At 61.6% G+C, this 16,267-nt stretch carries 17 protein-coding genes; 6 read left to right on the plus strand and 11 right to left on the minus strand.

Translation table 11 applies throughout. From position 1 onward, the window contains the following. Positions 1 to 6: 6 nt before the first annotated feature. From J2045_RS18700 to ileS, 3 genes are all read right to left on the minus strand, one after another. Positions 7 to 489: a GNAT family N-acetyltransferase gene (locus tag J2045_RS18700; RefSeq protein ID WP_307375637.1), complete on the minus strand. Its 483-nt coding sequence runs from the start codon at positions 487 to 489 to the stop codon at positions 7 to 9. Between the two features lie 69 nt (positions 490 to 558). Beyond that, positions 559 to 1,191, minus strand: coding sequence for a hypothetical protein (locus J2045_RS18705; protein ID WP_166601902.1), 633 nt, complete (start codon positions 1,189 to 1,191; stop codon positions 559 to 561). A gap of 136 nt (positions 1,192 to 1,327) precedes the next feature. Further along, positions 1,328 to 4,288, minus strand: coding sequence for an isoleucine--tRNA ligase (gene ileS, locus J2045_RS18710; protein ID WP_307375641.1), 2,961 nt, complete (start codon positions 4,286 to 4,288; stop codon positions 1,328 to 1,330). A gap of 315 nt (positions 4,289 to 4,603) precedes the next feature. On the opposite strand from ileS, the gene J2045_RS18715 reads away from it, so the two are divergent. Then, complete coding sequence (locus J2045_RS18715) at positions 4,604 to 4,888, plus strand: hypothetical protein (RefSeq protein ID WP_307375644.1); 285 nt, start codon at positions 4,604 to 4,606, stop codon at positions 4,886 to 4,888. Beyond that, positions 4,885 to 5,172, plus strand: a complete 288-nt coding sequence (locus J2045_RS18720) for a type II toxin-antitoxin system RelE/ParE family toxin (protein ID WP_307375647.1) — start codon at positions 4,885 to 4,887, stop codon at positions 5,170 to 5,172. The genes J2045_RS18715 and J2045_RS18720 overlap by 4 nt, the downstream gene beginning before the upstream one ends. Before the next feature lie 16 nt (positions 5,173 to 5,188). Here the strand turns inward: J2045_RS18720 and J2045_RS18725 are convergent, their stop codons facing one another. The 7 genes from J2045_RS18725 to chrA form a co-directional block, all read right to left on the minus strand. Further along, positions 5,189 to 5,428 carry a BrnA antitoxin family protein gene (locus J2045_RS18725; protein ID WP_166601898.1) on the minus strand — a complete coding sequence of 80 codons (240 nt, stop codon included), beginning with the start codon at positions 5,426 to 5,428 and terminating at the stop codon, positions 5,189 to 5,191. A 102-nt stretch (positions 5,429 to 5,530) separates the two neighbouring features. After that, positions 5,531 to 6,745 carry a GGDEF domain-containing protein gene (locus tag J2045_RS18730; RefSeq protein ID WP_307375650.1) on the minus strand — a complete coding sequence of 405 codons (1,215 nt, stop codon included), beginning with the start codon at positions 6,743 to 6,745 and terminating at the stop codon, positions 5,531 to 5,533. A 164-nt stretch (positions 6,746 to 6,909) separates the two neighbouring features. Continuing rightward, the gene (locus J2045_RS18735) at positions 6,910 to 7,356 is read right to left on the minus strand and encodes a DUF6691 family protein (protein ID WP_307375652.1); all 447 of its coding nucleotides are present in this window, start codon (positions 7,354 to 7,356) and stop codon (positions 6,910 to 6,912) included. Next, on the minus strand, positions 7,356 to 7,784 hold the full coding sequence (locus J2045_RS18740) for a YeeE/YedE family protein (RefSeq protein WP_307375655.1): 429 nt from the start codon (positions 7,782 to 7,784) through the stop codon (positions 7,356 to 7,358). Before J2045_RS18740 ends, J2045_RS18735 begins: the two co-directional genes overlap by 1 nt. 114 nt (positions 7,785 to 7,898) lie before the next feature. Continuing rightward, positions 7,899 to 8,879, minus strand: coding sequence for a bifunctional riboflavin kinase/FAD synthetase (locus J2045_RS18745; RefSeq protein WP_307375658.1), 981 nt, complete (start codon positions 8,877 to 8,879; stop codon positions 7,899 to 7,901). 13 nt (positions 8,880 to 8,892) lie between these two features. Next, positions 8,893 to 9,744, minus strand: coding sequence for a TIGR01459 family HAD-type hydrolase (locus tag J2045_RS18750; RefSeq protein WP_307375661.1), 852 nt, complete (start codon positions 9,742 to 9,744; stop codon positions 8,893 to 8,895). Between the two features lie 110 nt (positions 9,745 to 9,854). Next, positions 9,855 to 11,210, minus strand: a complete 1,356-nt coding sequence (chrA, locus tag J2045_RS18755; protein WP_307375664.1) for a chromate efflux transporter — start codon at positions 11,208 to 11,210, stop codon at positions 9,855 to 9,857. A gap of 152 nt (positions 11,211 to 11,362) precedes the next feature. Here chrA and groES point away from each other — a divergent pair, with 152 nt between their 5' ends. The 3 genes from groES (at position 11,363) to J2045_RS18770 (ending at position 14,602) form a co-directional block, all read left to right on the plus strand. After that, complete coding sequence (groES, locus tag J2045_RS18760; protein WP_054148802.1) at positions 11,363 to 11,659, plus strand: co-chaperone GroES; 297 nt, start codon at positions 11,363 to 11,365, stop codon at positions 11,657 to 11,659. Between the two features lie 68 nt (positions 11,660 to 11,727). After that, complete coding sequence (groL, locus tag J2045_RS18765) at positions 11,728 to 13,368, plus strand: chaperonin GroEL (protein WP_307375666.1); 1,641 nt, start codon at positions 11,728 to 11,730, stop codon at positions 13,366 to 13,368. Between the two features lie 769 nt (positions 13,369 to 14,137). Then, the gene (locus tag J2045_RS18770; RefSeq protein ID WP_307375669.1) at positions 14,138 to 14,602 is read left to right on the plus strand and encodes a hypothetical protein; all 465 of its coding nucleotides are present in this window, start codon (positions 14,138 to 14,140) and stop codon (positions 14,600 to 14,602) included. A gap of 68 nt (positions 14,603 to 14,670) precedes the next feature. Here J2045_RS18770 and J2045_RS18775 read toward each other — a convergent pair whose 3' ends face one another. Next, the gene (locus tag J2045_RS18775) at positions 14,671 to 15,378 is read right to left on the minus strand and encodes a glutathione S-transferase N-terminal domain-containing protein (RefSeq protein WP_307375672.1); all 708 of its coding nucleotides are present in this window, start codon (positions 15,376 to 15,378) and stop codon (positions 14,671 to 14,673) included. A gap of 224 nt (positions 15,379 to 15,602) precedes the next feature. Here J2045_RS18775 and J2045_RS18780 point away from each other — a divergent pair, with 224 nt between their 5' ends. Then, a complete protein-coding gene (locus tag J2045_RS18780; RefSeq protein ID WP_307375675.1) occupies positions 15,603 to 16,037 on the plus strand; it encodes a DoxX family protein in 435 nt (144 codons plus the stop codon). The last annotated feature ends 230 nt before the right edge of the window (positions 16,038 to 16,267 follow it).

Here is a 16,267-nt window from a genome sequence, read left to right on the forward strand (position 1 = left end):
GGCCATTCAGTCGGCGCTGGCAAAGGCCTCCAGGGCCTTGCCGGCCAGCCGGTAACGGATCCACTCGGTCTGCGGCTCGGCACCGATCGCGTCGTAGACGCGGATCGCCGGTGCGTTCCAGTCAAGTACGCTCCATTCGAAGCGACCACAGCCCTTCTCGACGGCAATGCGCGCCAGGTGCTTGAGGAGGAGCTTGCCGGCGCCTGAGCCGCGTTGGTCAGGGGAAACGTAGAGATCCTCAAGATAGAGGCCGTTCCGCGCTTGCCAGGTGGAATAGTTGTAGAACCAGACAGCAAAACCGGCGGGCTTACCATCACACTCCAGGATCGCTGCGTCCGTTACGGAGCCTTCACCGAAAATCGAGGTCCGGATCGTCTCCTCGGTCGCCTCCACCTCATGGCCCGCCTTTTCGTAGACGGCAAGTTCGGTGATCAAACCGAGGATCACGGCGGCATCCGCAGGTGTCGCGGGGCGAATGGTGAAGTTCATCGGGATACCTCAAAGAAAAAAGGCAGGTCGTTTCCGCCCTGCCCTGTCATGTCTTGAATCGGAAAGCGCTTACTGGAAGGGCATCCACCACGAGCTACCCTGCTGGGCGGCCTTGGCTTCCTTCTTGCGGCGCTTTTCCTTCTTGACTTCAGGCTCGCCGAGGTCGGTGAGTGCGACTTCGTTGACCTGACGGTATTCCGCCGGCGGATCGGAGAGGAGACGACGCTGGTCGAGATAGGCCCCCTTCTGGAGCTGGCGCGCGTCGCGGAAGGCCTGCCACTTCTGGGTCTCGGTCATGGTGCCGGCGGTGCCGTAGCCGGCGAGCAGCGGCGAACGGTAACGTGGGTTGTCGGCATTGGCGTCAGCCTCGGCGACGAGCCGCTCACGCGCTTCCTCGGGCGATTCAACCCATTCCGGATTGGTTTCGCGGCTGGCGACCGATGCCTGCGGCGCAACAAGCGCTGCCGTCTGAGTGCCGCCCGGCGGCAGCACGAGATCAGGGCGCGGATTGTACTTGGTGCCCTTGTTGGCGGGTTCGCGCGGAGCCAGCGACACGGCCGAGCCGACGTCGTCGACCAGCTGCTCCATCGCCGTCTTGTCGGTGCCGTAGGTCGGGCTTCCGACGCAGCCGGACAAACCAGCAGTCACGCCGAAAAGACCAAACAGACCGAGGCCAACTCTGAACAGATATGCCGAATTCATGAATGCCTACCAGCCTCGCCGCAGTTTCATCAGTCGTGCCGAATACTCGCGACCAGCCCTGCCGGTCGATTTCGGCCAATTTCAGGCAGTTTTACCGGATGACCTACGAAAGCGCAAATCATCCGGTCACATTTCCTTATCCGAGTGCTGCCAGCTCGCGCAGCGCCTGGGCGTCGCGGGCCGAAACATCGGGATAATCAGGGTCGGTGCCGACATCCGTGGTGATCTTCCAGGAGCGGGCGCACTTCGTGCCCTCGGCCAGCTTCGGCTCGACGGCGACCTTGGTGCCATCGTCGAGACGGAAGGCTTCATCAGGGCCTTCGCCTGCGACAACCTGGATATCCGAGGTGATGCAGATCTCGGCGAAGTCGAGGCCGTCAAGCGCCTTCAGAAGCTCGGCATCGGCGACATGCACGACCGGGGCTGCTTCCAGCGAGGAGCCGATGCGCTTTTCCTTGCGCTCGATTTCCAAGGCACCGGTGACGGCACGACGGACGGCGCGAACGCCCTTCCACTTCTCGGCGACCGCCTCGTTCGACCAGTCGGCCGGAACCGTCGGGAACTGCTCAAGATGCACCGACTCAGCCTTGGGATCACGCGAGAGCCAGGCCTCTTCCGTGGTGAACGGCATCATAGGCGCAAACCACAGAACCAGGCAGTCGAAAAGCTTGCGGATGACGAAGAGGGCCGAGCGGCGCTTCAGGCTCGACGGAGCGTCGCAATAGAGCGTGTCCTTGCGGATGTCGAAGTAGAAGGCCGAGAGTTCGACATTGGCGAAATCGCTGAGAGCGCGGACGATGCGCTTGAAGTCGAACTCGTCGTAGCCCTTGCGGACAACCTGATCGAGCTCGGACAAGCGATGCAGCATCAGCTTTTCGAGTTCCGGCAGATCGGCATAGGCGATCTCGTCGCCATGGTCATGGGCGAGCGTGCCGAGCATCCAGCGGATTGTGTTGCGGATCTTGCGGTAGCTGTCGATGTTCGTCTGGATGATCGTCTTGCCGAGGCGCTGGTCTTCCCAGTAGTCGGTGTTCATCACCCAGAGACGCAGGATATCGGCGCCGGATTCCTTCATCACGTCCTGCGGCGTCACCGTGTTGCCGAGAGACTTCGACATCTTGCGGCCGTCCTCGGCCATCGTGAAGCCGTGGGTGACGACAGCGTTATAGGGCGCACGGCCACGGGTGGCGCAGCTTTCGAGCAGCGACGAATGGAACCAGCCGCGATGCTGGTCGGAGCCTTCCAGATAGACGTCGGCCGGCCATTTCAGGTCCGGACGGTCTTCGAGCGTGAAGGTGTGGGTGGAGCCCGAGTCGAACCAGACGTCGAGGATGTCTGACACCATCTGCCACTTGTCGCCGTCATGCTCTCCGGCCAGGAAACGTTCCTTGGCGCCTTCGGCGAACCAGGCATCGGCACCTTCGACTTCGAAGGCCGCGAGGATGCGGGCGTTGACCTTCTCATCCTGCAGCACATTGCCTTCGGCATCGGCGAAGACGCAGATCGGTACGCCCCAAGCTCTTTGACGAGAAAGAACCCAATCCGGGCGCTGCTCGATCATGGCGCGCAGGCGGTTCTGGCCACCGGCGGGGACGAAGCGGGTCTGGTCGATGGCATCAAGTGCGCGGGTGCGCAGCGTCGTGCCGTCGGACAGGTCCTTGTCCATATAGACGAACCACTGCGGCGTGTTGCGGAAGATGACCGGCTTCTTGGAGCGCCAGGAATGCGGGTATTCGTGCTTGATGCGGCCGCGGGCAAAGAGGTTGTTGGCCTTGATCAGGGCATCCATGACACGCTTGTTGGCGTCGCCCTTCTTGCCGTTGTCGTCGAGCACGCGGGCAGCACCACCTTCGGCGGACGGGCCAAAACCGGGGGCGTCTTCGGTGTAGAAGCCGGCGTCATCGACGGGGAACGGGATCTTCACGTCGATGCCACGGGCTTCGAGCTGGCGGACATTCGCCATCCAGGCTTCAAAGTCTTCGCGACCGTGGCTCGGTGCCGTGTGGACGAAACCGGTACCGGCGTCATCGGTGACGTGATCGCCATCGAGGAGGGGCACGTCGAAGGTGTAGCCGAGATCGGCCAGTGGGTGGACGCAACGCACAGACTTCAGCACGTAATCTGGAACGCCGTAAAGCCGTTCAAGTTCGATCTTTGCTTTTGCTGCACATTCACCAGCTAGGCGGTCGGCAAATACCAGCCGCTCACCCGGTTGAGGTCCAAAATCATTTACTGACGAGACCACCTTATACAGCCCATAGGGCACTTTCGACGAAAATGAGATGGCTCGATTTCCGGGGATCGTCCAAGGGGTTGTTGTCCAAATCACAACCGCGTCCCCAGGGAAAAGCCTGTGCATTTCTTCATTGGAGGTAGGCTCTTCGCCTCCTCCCCAGGAGACGTTCCCGCCTGTCACATACTTTACCGGGAACTTCACCCAGATCGTGTCGCTCTCGACCTCGGCATATTCCACTTCGGCTTCCGCCAGCGCAGTGCGCTCGACGACCGACCACATGATCGGCTTGGAGCCGCGATAGAGCTGGCCGGACATGGCGATCTTAAGGAGTTCGCCGGCGATCCGGGCTTCCGAATGGAAGGCCATGGTCGTGTAGGGATTGTCGAAATCGCCCTCGATGCCGAGACGGCGGAACTCGTCCGACTGGATGTTGATCCACCCTTGCGCGAACTCACGGCATTCCCGACGGAATTCGTTGACCGGGACCTCGTTCTTGTCCTTGCCCTTTTCGCGATACTTTTCTTCGATCTTCCATTCGATCGGCAGGCCGTGGCAGTCCCAGCCGGGCACGTAGTTGGAATCGAAACCGCGCATCTGGAAGGAGCGGGTGATGACGTCCTTCAAGACCTTGTTCAGCGCATGGCCGATATGGATGTTGCCGTTGGCGTAAGGAGGGCCGTCATGCAGGACGAATTTCTCGCGGCCGGCGGCCGAGGCGCGCAGGCGCTTGTAGAGACCCATCTGCTTCCACTTCGCCGCCATTTCCGGCTCCTTCTGGGGAAGGCCGGCGCGCATCGGGAACTCTGTTTCGGGCAGATAGAGGGTCTTGGAGTAGTCGATCTTTTCAGGGGTATCGGTCATGGATCAGCCATCGAATGGGGCGACCTCAAGCGGTCGCGGAATTATGTCATGGATTGGCGGCAAGCGGGCGCGGGGCTTCTAACCCAACGCCAAAAACCCGGACCTTCCCGCAGCTCTTCAAGCCGCCGGGAGGGCCGGGCCAGTAATTCGAATGATCCGGGCCGCCGAAAGATACGTCATGGCCGCGTTCTTTAGGGGTTTTTCGCGCCAAAAGGAAGGGGCAAGATGGGCGAGATGGACAGGTCAACGGGACATGCCTAGACTGTGTTCATCACCCCATGTCAGCGGGCCACACGGGATCAGGGCGGAGACGGCATGACACGCAAAGCGCAGCTAAAGGTCGACCTCGACGCCAAGCTCGCCGATGATTTTGCCGCGGCGGTCACATCCGCACAGACGTCCGAAAGCGAAGTCCTGCGCGAGATGGTGCAGGACTATGTCGAGCGGCAGAAGGTCGATAGCGGCTATCGTCAGTTTCTCGAGGCAAAGGTCGCGCGTGGCCGCGAGGACGTGGCGGCCGGGGAGGTCATCGCAGCAGACGATGCCGAACGGATGTTTGCTGAGCGACGGGAACTGGCTCTCAAGGCGAGCCGCTCATGATCGTTCGATGGACGCGCCAGGCCATTCGTGACCGCGCTTCCATCTTCGACTACCTCGTGGCGAAGAATCCGCTGGCCGCACTGTCCATCGACAACAGCTTCGAACAGGCCGCCATCCAGCTTGGTCAGTTTCCCCATTCCGGCAAAATCGGCCTGGTCCTTGGCACACGCGAACTTCTGCCACATCCCAGCTATCGCCTCATCTACGAGGTGACTAACGGCCAGCTCGCCATCCTCGCGATCGTCCATACCTCACGGCAATGGCCACCGACCGACAGCGATTGATGCAACCCGGCGACTTTCACTCGCCGCCGTCTGCCTCGACGACCGCACGTAAGGCGTCGTTGATGCGGTCCTGCCAGCCGGGGCCGTCCTTCTGGAAATGTTCAAGGACGGCGCTGTCGAGCTTGATCGAGACCATTTCCTTGACCTCCGGCGGCGCGCGGCGTTCTACGGCGGGCGCAACCGGCTTTGGAGCCGGCCTGAACAGGGCCTCGGCCGCGTCTTTCGGGTTCACGGGTCTGCGTGGCGTCGTGGCCATGGTCTGCCTTTCCGGCTGTGGAGATGATTTGCTGCCGCGCACTAGGCGCGAATGCGGTTGGCGCGTCAAGCGGAACCGGTGGCATGGCGATGCGGCGGTCGCTCAGGCCGAGAGACGTGCGACGTTGGCCCAGTCGCCCTGCCCCGGCTCCAATTGAGGTGCTGCCGGTTCGTCTCGCTGCTGAGCCCGCTCCTCCACGACAACACGGTTGCGGCCCTCGTGCTTGGCGGCGTAAAGGCCAGCATCAGCCACGGCCATCCACGCATCAAGGCTGCGCGAGGGCTCATCCGTCACGACGAGGCCACAGGACAGGGTCAGGCGGAAGCGATGCTCCTCGGAGCGAATGTCCTCGCCCGCGAGAGCCAGTCGAACGGTATTGAGCGTATTCCAGGCCGAGGCACGGTCTCGTCCGGGCAGACAAATGCCGAATTCCTCCCCTCCGAGACGACCGAAAATCGCATCGGGCGGAAGGACCCGCAAGGTCCTTTCGGCAAACTGAAGGAGAGCGTCATCCCCACCCTTGTGGCCGTAGGTGTCGTTGATGCGCTTGAAATGATCGAGATCGAGCACGGCAATGGCGGTGCCAGGCTGGGCGGCAAGTCTGGCCGCCTGCTGCAGGAAGATGCGGCGGTTGACGATGCCCGTGAGATGGTCGCGCTCGGCCAGGCGCCGCTGGATTTCGCCGCTCCGTTCGAGCTTCAGGACCATCGCCATCAGAAATGCCAGGAGATTGAAAATGAGCAGCAGCATGCTGGTATAGGTCAGCCAATCGGAGACCGGCGTCGTGCCCTCAAAGCGGATCGGATACAGGATCGGCAGGGGGACGATCGCCACGCTGGTCAGCGCATAAGCCGCATAGACCATGGCCGCGAGGCGTCCGGATGGCAGATGTTCTCCGGATTTGCCGCGCCAAAGATCCTGCACGCCGAGGGCGAGGTTGATCGCGGAGCCGAGATAGATCAACGCGATGCGGACGGGCGTCGGGTCTTCCAGGAATTCGGCCAGAACCAGACCGACGCAGACGAGCAACGCGATGCCGAAAGCCTGCCACAGCGAATACGACTGACCGAAGAACTGCTTGAAGCCAAGGCGGATCATGCCGGTTCGAGCGACATAGATCACGCCGCCGATATAGCCCATGATGTTATAGGGAACATGTTCGGTGAGGCTTGAGCAGATCGTGCCGATCACCATGAACCAGGCGGCAAGAGCCCAGAAGGTGATTTCCTTCTGATGCGGATTGCGTGCCCACGCGACCGTGGCGACCATCATCACGGAAAGGTTGATCACCGCATTGTAGGTGAAAACAGTCACCACGTCTAACATCGGCTCAGGACACTTTCGATGAACGATGGGCGGATTGAAGCACGATACTTCGATATTATTGATTAATCACCATATCGAAAGGGGGAACAGATGGGACGAGGGTTAAGTCCGAGTAAACCCGGGAATGCCGGTCAGGATGGCAGCATAACCTCGGACTAGCCTGTCCTGCCGAGAGCATCGGCAAAGAAGTCTGCCCTGGCCAGCCTGCGGGCAATCAGGACCCCGACAAGAAGGGCGGCAACGAAGATGGCGGCCGACGTGTGGCCAAGGCCGAGGGCCGGGATCGAGGCGCCGGGGCAAAAGCCGGCGATGCCCCAGCCGATGCCGAACACGGCCGAGCCGCCGATCAGCTTGCCATCGATGGCACTCGCCTGCGGCAGCCGGAATGACTGGTCGAAGATCGGCTTCCGTCGTGCCCGGAAGAGCAGCGCATAGCCCGGGGCGGCAACCGAGAGCGCACCGGCCATGACGAATGCAAGGCTCGGGTCGAAGCTGCCGGCAAAATCGAAGAAATTGAGCACCTTGGCGGGGTTTGCCATGCCTGAGAGCACGATGCCGGTCCCGAAGAGGGCGCCGATCAGGAAAACAACAAGGAAGCGCATCAGATCGTGACCTCGAAGACATGGCGGATGAGAAAGACAGTCGCAACGGCGAAGGCCATGAAGGTGGCGGTGGCTGTAATCGAGCGGCGCGACAGGCGGGCCATGCCGCAGATGCCATGGCCCGAGGTGCAGCCGGAGCCGAAGGTCACGCCGATGCCGGCGATCAGGCCGCCGACGATCAGGGCCGTCGTCGAGACGGGAACCGCGTATTCGACCGTATGGCCGGCCATCGAAAGAGCCGCCGGTGCCAGGATCGCCCCGGCCAGAAAGGCGGCCTTCCAGGACCAGTCCCGGCCCAGCGGCGGCAGGATGCCGCCGATGATGGCGGTCATGCCGGCGATGCGGCCCCAGGTGAGCATCAAGAGAAGCGCCGAGAGGCCAATCAGCAGGCCGCCGGCAAAGGACATCAGGGGGGTGAATTCAGTCAAGACAGTCTCCAGGAATACCCGGTCATACGCGCCGGCATGCAATCACATAGCCTTATCCATATGTGCGTGAAGGCGAGGCGGCAATTCACATCGGCGATACCATCGCCGTTCCGCTCAAAAGGCGACGGTCGCGTCGAGCGTGCCGATCGGGGTTACACCGGACAGAAGTGCCCTGGCCTCGTCCGCATCCTTGCGAATCTGGGCGACCAGTGGATCGAGGCCGTCGAACTTCCACTCGTCACGCAGGAAGCCGAAGAGCGACACGGAACAGATCTCACCATAGAGATCGTCGGAGAAATCGAAGACGAAGGTTTCGAGCCACGGGTCGCCATTGCTGGTGACGGTCGGGCGATAGCCGAAGCTCGCGACGCCATCGCGGATGATGCCATCGGGGCGGCGGAAGCGGACGGCGTAGATGCCGGGACGCAGCGTCGCCTCCGGCGGCAGATGCATGTTGGCAGTCGGGAAGCCCAGCGTGCGGCCGAGCTGCTGGCCCTTCATCACCTCGGCCTCGACGGTATAGCGATAGCCGAGCAGCCCGGCGGCCTCTGCGACGTCACCGTCTGCGATCAGGCCACGGATGCGGCTCGAGGAGATGACTTCGGCCCCCTCGTCGCGGAAGGCGTCGACGAGGCAGACGCCGAAGCCGTGGCGGCTTCCGGCCTGCATGAGATAGGCGGGGCCGCCCTCCCTGCCCTTGCCGAAGTGAAAATCGAAGCCGGTCACGACTTCGCGCGCGCCCAGCCAGTCGCCCAGGATCGACTGGACGAAATCCTCTGCCGAGCGCTGCGAGAACTCGCGGTCGAAGGGATATTCGATGACCGAATGGAAGCCCATGGCTTCGAGAATGCGAGCGCGCAGGGACGGCGGCGTCAGACGAAAGACCGGCTTGTCGGGATTGAACACGGTACGCGGATGCGGCTCGAACGTCAGGACCAGAGCAGGCACGCCGAGGGATTCCGCCCGCTCAAGGGCGCGGCTCAGCACGGCCTGATGGCCGCGATGCACACCGTCGAAATTGCCGATCGCCACCACGCCACCGCGAAGGGCGGCGGGCAGTGGTTCCTTCTTCTCGTTCCGGTGAAAGACGGTCATAGCAGGTCCCGCCTCATGCCAGCCTGTGCATCCAGTATTGCGGCGCGACCTTCTCCCGCTCAAGGAAGGTGTTGAGACGAGCCTCATCGGTCACGCCGTTCGTCGCGTAATCGGCCGCGTGAATGCCGCCGGATATGTAGAGAAGGTCGAGGCCGGCATCGACGGCGCCCTTGACGTCGGTCGGCATGCCGTCGCCGATGGCCAGCACGCGGGTCTTGTCGATGTCGCTGCCACGGGCATCGCGGGCAGCGGCCAGAGTCGCCTCGTAGATCGGCTTGTGCGGCTTGCCGGCGATGCGGGTTTCACCACCGAGCGCCGTGTAGAAGGCGGCGACGGCACCGGCGCAGGGGATGATGCGGTGGCCGCGCTCGACAACGAGGTCCGGATTGGCGCAGATCATCGGCACCTTGCGGGCAACGAAGTCGGTCAGCATGTCGCGATAGTCTTCCGGCTGCTCCACCTCGTCGTCAAAGAAACCGGTGCAAACAACACAATCGGCCTCTTCCTTCGAGACCACTTCGACATCCAGACCATCGAAAAGCGGCAGGTCGCGCTCGGGGCCGAGCAGGAAGACCTTGCGTGGGCCGGCGGCAATCAGGGTGCGGGTCACGTCACCCGAGGTGACGATGCGGTCATAGGCCGTATCGAGCACGCCGATGGCGCGCAGCTGTGGAATGACGCCGATGGCAGGCCTCGGCGAGTTGGTGATCAGCACCACCGTGAGACCCTTTTCGCGCGCCGCCGTCAGCGCTTCGCCGGCTAGCGGAAAGGCGTCGATACCGTTGTGCAGCACGCCCCAGACATCGCAGAGAATGACGTCGTAGGAGCCGGTCACGTCGCCGAGGGTGGAAATGCTGCGGGTCATCGTCTGTCCTGACTGGTCAAAGTTTGACCGGTGACATGGCAAAGGACGGGCGGCAAGGCAAGGGGCAAGCGTGCCAGAGGCCGAAAATGGCGACACCGGCCCGGAGTTTGTCAGAGCAGAAAGCGGGCTGCGAGCCCCAGCGCACCGGCGGCGATCAGGGTCTTGCCGACGCCGAGATGGAAACGGAAGATCATGACGGCGGACACCACGGCGATGAAGAGCGCCTGTCCGTCGAGCGAAGACCAGACCGGCTGTGGGACGGAGAGTGTGAGCGGGCCGAGGCTTGCGAGATCGACCGGCTCCACCCGGGTGAAGACGACATGCAGCGAGAACCAGACGGCGAGATTGAGGATGACGCCGACCACGGCGGCGGTGATGGCGGACAGGGCAGCACCGAGCAGTCGATTGCCGCGCAGGCGCTCGATATAGGGGGCGCCGGCGAAGATCCAGATGAAGCTCGGAATGAAGGTGGCCCAGGCGGCGAGCAGCCCTCCGAGCAGCCCTCCGACGAGCGGATCAAGCGCGCCGCTCTGTCGGAAGCCGGCGAGGAAGCCGATATAGGAGAGGACAAGAACCAGCGGCCCCGGTGTCGTCTCGGCGAGTGCCAGCCCGTCCAGCATCTCGCCGGGTTTCAGCCAGGCATAATGATCGACGGCCACCTGGGCGACATAGGCAAGCACCGCATAGGCGCCGCCGAAGGTGACCAGCGCCATTTTTGAAAAGAACGTCTGGACCTCGGGAAGTGCGGTTTCGGGCAGGAACAGCCACAGGATTGGCAATGGCGCGAGCCACACGGCGACCCAGAAAAGGAGTGCCGCAAACTGGCGCAGGAAGGGTGGGCGCGCCACCATCTCCTCCACGATCTCGGCGGGCGCCGAAGGTGCGCCCCGGGCATGGGCAAGGCCAATTGCGGCGGCGGCAAGCACGACGAGCGGGAATGGCAGGGAGAAGAAGAAGAGCGAGACGAAGGCTGCGGCCGCGAGACCGCGATGGAAGCCGGTCTTTAGCGCCCGCCTGCCGATGCGGATGACAGCCTCGACGACGATGGCAAGCACGGCAGCCTTGAGCCCGAAGAAGAGGCCGGCGACGAGGCCTGTGTCCTGATAGAGCGCATAAAACGTTGACAGACCGAGGATGACGGCGAGGCCCGGGAGAACGAAGAGCAGCCCGGCGACGATGCCGCCGCGCACGCCATGCAGGAGCCAGCCGATATAGGTGGCAAGTTGCTGGGCTTCGGGGCCCGGCAGGAGCATGCAATAGTTCAGCGCATGCAGATAGCGATCCTCATTGATCCAGCGCTTTTCCTCGACGCAGATCTTGTGCATCAGCGCGATCTGCGCGGCCGGGCCGCCAAAGGACATGAGGCCGATGCGGGCAAAGGCCGAGACGAGTTCGGGGAATGTGGGTGAAACGGAGATATCTCTGGATGCTTCGGTCGCGTGTATGTCGGTGGATTTCGCCGGCATGCAGCAGTCCCTTTTTTCACGAGCGCGCTTGACTCGTTCGAAGGCTGTTCTTATCTCAGCCTCGCTGGCACTCTCCAAGGGGGAGTGCTAACAAATTCCGATGCGATGCCCCTTCAGGGATCGCGAGTGTCATTTGATCGAGGGATTAGACAATGGCAAGCACCAATTTCCGTCCGCTGCACGACCGCGTTGTAGTCAAGCGCGTCGAGTCCGAAGAAAAGACCAAGGGCGGCATCATCATTCCTGACACTGCCAAGGAAAAGCCGGCTGAAGGCGAAGTCATCGCCGTTGGCCCGGGCGCCCGCGACGAAAGCGGCAAGCAGGTTGCTCTCGACGTGAAGGTCGGCGACCGCGTTCTGTTCGGCAAGTGGTCCGGCACCGAGGTCAAGCTCGACGGCGTTGACCTGCTGATCATGAAGGAAGCCGACATCATGGGCGTCATCGGCTGAATTCAGCCTGATACCCGTCTTCCTCTTTAACAATTCACCAATGGGCTAGATGCCCGGGAGTTTTGACAATGGCTGCTAAAGAAATCAAGTTTGGCCGCACCGCGCGCGAAAAGATGCTGCATGGCGTCGACATCCTCGCAGACGCCGTGAAGGTTACCCTCGGCCCGAAGGGTCGTAACGTCATCATCGACAAGTCCTTCGGCGCTCCGCGCATCACCAAGGACGGCGTATCGGTTGCCAAGGAAATCGAACTGGAAGACAAGTTCGAGAACATGGGCGCCCAGATGGTCCGCGAAGTTGCTTCGAAGACCAACGACATCGCCGGCGACGGCACCACGACCGCAACCGTTCTTGCCCAGGCCATCGTTCGCGAAGGCAACAAGGCCGTTGCTGCCGGCATGAACCCGATGGACCTGAAGCGCGGTATCGATCTGGCCGTTCTCGAAGTCGTCAAGGACCTCCAGGCCAAGGCCAAGAAGATCTCGACTTCGGAAGAAGTTGCCCAGGTCGGCACGATCTCGGCAAACGGCGACACGCAGGTTGGCCGCGACATCGCTGAAGCCATGCAGAAGGTCGGCAACGAAGGTGTTATCACCGTCGAAGAAGCCAAGACCGCTGAAACCGAACTCGAAGTCGTCGAAGGCATGCAGTTCGACCGCGGCTACCTGTCGCCCTACTTCGTGACCAACCCGGAAAAGATGGTCGCCGATCTCGACGACGCCTACATCCTGCTGCACGAAAAGAAGCTCTCGAACCTCCAGGCCATGCTGCCGGTTCTCGAAGCCGTCGTTCAGACCGGCAAGCCGCTCGTCATCATCGCTGAAGACGTCGAAGGCGAAGCTCTTGCAACGCTCGTCGTCAACAAGCTGCGTGGCGGCCTGAAGATCGCTGCCGTCAAGGCTCCTGGCTTCGGCGATCGCCGCAAGGCCATGCTGGAAGACATCGCCATCCTCTCGGGCGGCACTGTCATCTCGGAAGACCTCGGCATCAAGCTCGAGTCGGTCACCCTCGACATGCTCGGCCGCGCCAAGAAGATCTCGATCACCAAGGAAAACACCACCATCGTTGATGGCGCTGGTTCCAAGACCGACATCGAAGGCCGCGTTGCCCAGATCAAGGCCCAGATCGAAGAAACCACTTCGGACTACGACCGCGAAAAGCTGCAGGAACGTCTTGCCAAGCTCGCTGGCGGCGTTGCTGTCATCCGCGTTGGCGGCTCGACGGAAATCGAAGTCAAGGAACGCAAGGACCGCATCGACGACGCGCTGAATGCAACGCGCGCCGCCGTTCAGGAAGGCATCGTGCCGGGCGGTGGTACCGCTCTGCTGCGTTCTTCCACGAAGATCACTGTCAAGGGTGCAAACGACGACCAGGAAGCCGGCATCAACATCGTTCGCCGCGCTCTCCAGTCGCTGGTTCGCCAGATCGCCACCAATGCTGGTGACGAAGCTTCGATCATCGTCGGCAAGATCCTCGACAAGAACGAAGAGAACTACGGCTACAACGCCCAGACCGGCGAATTCGGCGACATGATCGCCATGGGTATCGTCGATCCGGTCAAGGTTGTCCGCACTGCCCTGCAGAACGCAGCTTCGGTTGCCTCGCTGCTCATCACCACCGAAGCCATGATCGCCGAACTTCCGAAGAAGGAAGCTGCTGGCGGCATGCCGGGCGGCATGGGCGGCATGGGCGGCATGGACATGATGTAAGACCTCCGGGTCTTACCATCGGGTCCTTCCAATCCGCCCATCACGCAAAGTGGTTCAGCGCGTCAAGCGCGCTGAACGGGCGGCATGGAGTTCATGTGAGGGCGACTTGCCTGTTGCATGCGGATCATGCAGTTCATTTTGCGAAAAGGCGGTCTTCGGGCCGCCTTTTTTATGCTCAAAGGGCGCCCCGCACGGATTGGAGCCTGCAACTGGCCATCGGCACAGTTGACACAAGTGACGCTAATATAAATAGTATCTGATGAAGAGAGAAGATCAGCGCGGCAGCCGTCGCCCTGTAGAACAAGGTGAATATTATTAATATTAGGTAAATCTAATATTAATAATATTCAATAGTGAAGCAGTTCTGTGTCAAAATGGGACATCTGGCGTTTTCACTGCCAATAAATCGTGGTATCGAACCTGATAATCGCGGTATCTGCAGTCGTGTTCATCTTCAACATTCTTGTGGGGGAAGGTTGAAAGTCCTGACGGTGTTTTGTGTTCGCAGAGACTTGGCAGGTGTGATTGCAGCCGGGATGAGACGCATAGACCGCTATTCGATCTGACCATTGGTCGGGCCGCAATATGGCGTCTATCTCCTTTACATCATCTTTTCTCTCGACGGGGGTCGGGAGAGAGAGCGCGCCTCGGTTGTTGCCGGTCGCGGTACGTGTGGAAATGAGCAGGCTCGCGCCTGTGGGTGCTGCCGGTACAGGCCGGATGGGGTTTTCGACCACAGGAACTGGGGTCGGGAGGATGTGGGCCAGCGATGGCTATCGACTTGGGGATCGCCTTGTTCAAAATCGCTAATGCAGATCTCGCGACCACCTTCATGGTGAGCGAACAGGATGGAGACGGCCTGCTCGGACGGGAGGCCTGCCGCTTCGGTCTGTCCGAAGACTGGACTGGAGACCTGGCGAACGGACTGCTGAAGCTCGGGGACAGGGCGCGGACCCTGCACGGGCTCGACAACCATGAATGCGGGCTGCTGACGGTGATGCGCTGTTACGAGCAGGCCGATCGCGGCCACATTCTCAGACTTTTCGAGCAGGCGGCAACCCAGCCCTCCCGCTTCTGCTATTCGACGACCATTGTCTCCGCGTCGCAGCACCGACAACCCGTCTTCTGCATCGGGGAATCCTCCGGTTTCGACGGAAATGCTGGCGGGATGGTGGGGCTCTTTATCTTCCCGCGCTTCCAGTTGCCAACGGCTGCAGCGGTCACACCGGCCTGAGACAAGGGCCGGCGTAACCTCGCGGGTGTCCGGGAAGGCGCATTGTCTGCCCTGCCCGCATGCCGATCTCAGTCGCGCGCCGGGATGGCGAGACCCTTCTGGCTCGCCGGCCGCGCTTCGGCCCGCGCCCACCAATAGAGAACGCGCGGATAATCCGACAGGCCGAGATCCGCCTCGCCATCATAGAAGACCTTGAGGCAGCGGACCCAGGGCCAGGTGGCGATGTCCGCCATCGTATAGTCTTCGCCGGTGAGCCAGGGCCCCTTGGCAAGCTGTGCCTCGAGGACGCCCAGGAGGCGGCGAACCTCATCACGATAGCGCTGGGCCGGATAGGGGTTGTTCTCCACCTTGTCGGCTGCAAACTTGTGGAAGTGGCCATACTGACCGAACATCGGCCCGACCCCGCCCATCTGGAACATCAGCCATTGCAGCACGGCATAACGGGCGGCACCCTCCCTGGGCATCAACCGGCCCGTCTTGTCAGCGAGATAGATCAGAATGGCGCCGGATTCGAAGATGCCGATCGGCTGACCGTCAGGACCGTTGGGGTCGACAAGGGCCGGGATGCGGCCATTCGGATTGAGCGAGACGAATTCCGGGCTCTTCTGGGCGTTGGTCCCGAAGTCGACGAGATGTGGCTCATAAGCCAGGCCCAGTTCTTCAAGCGCGATGGACACCTTGACGCCATTCGGGGTGGGCAGCGAATACAACTGGATGATCTCGGGATTGGCGGCGGGCCACTTGGCCGTGATCGGGAAGGCGGAGAGACTAGCCATTCTGAGCTCCTTTGGTCGGCGGGACAAACACAAAGGTAGGCACTCTTTCCCGGCGACGGAAGGGCAAGACGGCCAAGCTTGCCGCTTTCATCGTTTCGTTTTTGTGAACGATCAGTCAAAAACTGTTTAGCTATACCTGCGACAAAAAAGCATGCATCTAGGCGGCAGTTTCTGGAACCGCCACGGCTGGGGGTTTCAGCGTCAACGCTAAACGGAGTTCCCCCATGTCCGCCACCAACAACGGCCTTCTCGTTCTCGTTCGCATTCTGCTTTCCTTCATGTTCATCATGTCGGGCTTCGGCAAGCTTGCCGATCCGTCCGGCACTGCCGGCATGATCTCGGGCGCGGGCTTCCCGGCTGCCGACCTCCTGGCCTATGCCGCCGGCCTCTATGAACTCGTCGCCGGTCTCTTCATCCTCGTCGGCTTCCAGACCAAGATCACTGCCTGGACTGTCGCGCTGTTCTGCGTGTTCACCGGTCTCGTCTTCCATTCGGGCACCGTTGCCATCGAAGGCTGGCCGGAAGGCGCTCTCGGCTGGATCAACACGCTGAACCAGATCATGATGATGAAGAACATCACGCTGGCCGGCGGTTACATCGCTCTCGCCATCATCGGTGCCGGCGCCTACTCGCTCGACGGTCGCCGCTCGGCTGCCTGATCCCTGCCCCCCAAAGGCAAAAAATAAACCCGCTGGAGCGATCCGGCGGGTTTTTTTGTGTTCCAATGTAAGTGTATCCAAGGGATACCCCCCTCTGTCACTTCGTGACATCTCCCCCATATGGGCAGGGCTATCGCATATGGATTTTGAGCGGCGCACGAGGCGGGGTCCCTCTTTGTAACTTCCCAAAATCCGCATTGGAGGCTGTAATGCCTTTTGCGGTGGCGGAT

Source organism: Peteryoungia aggregata LMG 23059, from assembly GCF_030814435.1.
GTDB classification, from domain to species: Bacteria; Pseudomonadota; Alphaproteobacteria; order Rhizobiales; family Rhizobiaceae; genus Allorhizobium; species Allorhizobium aggregatum.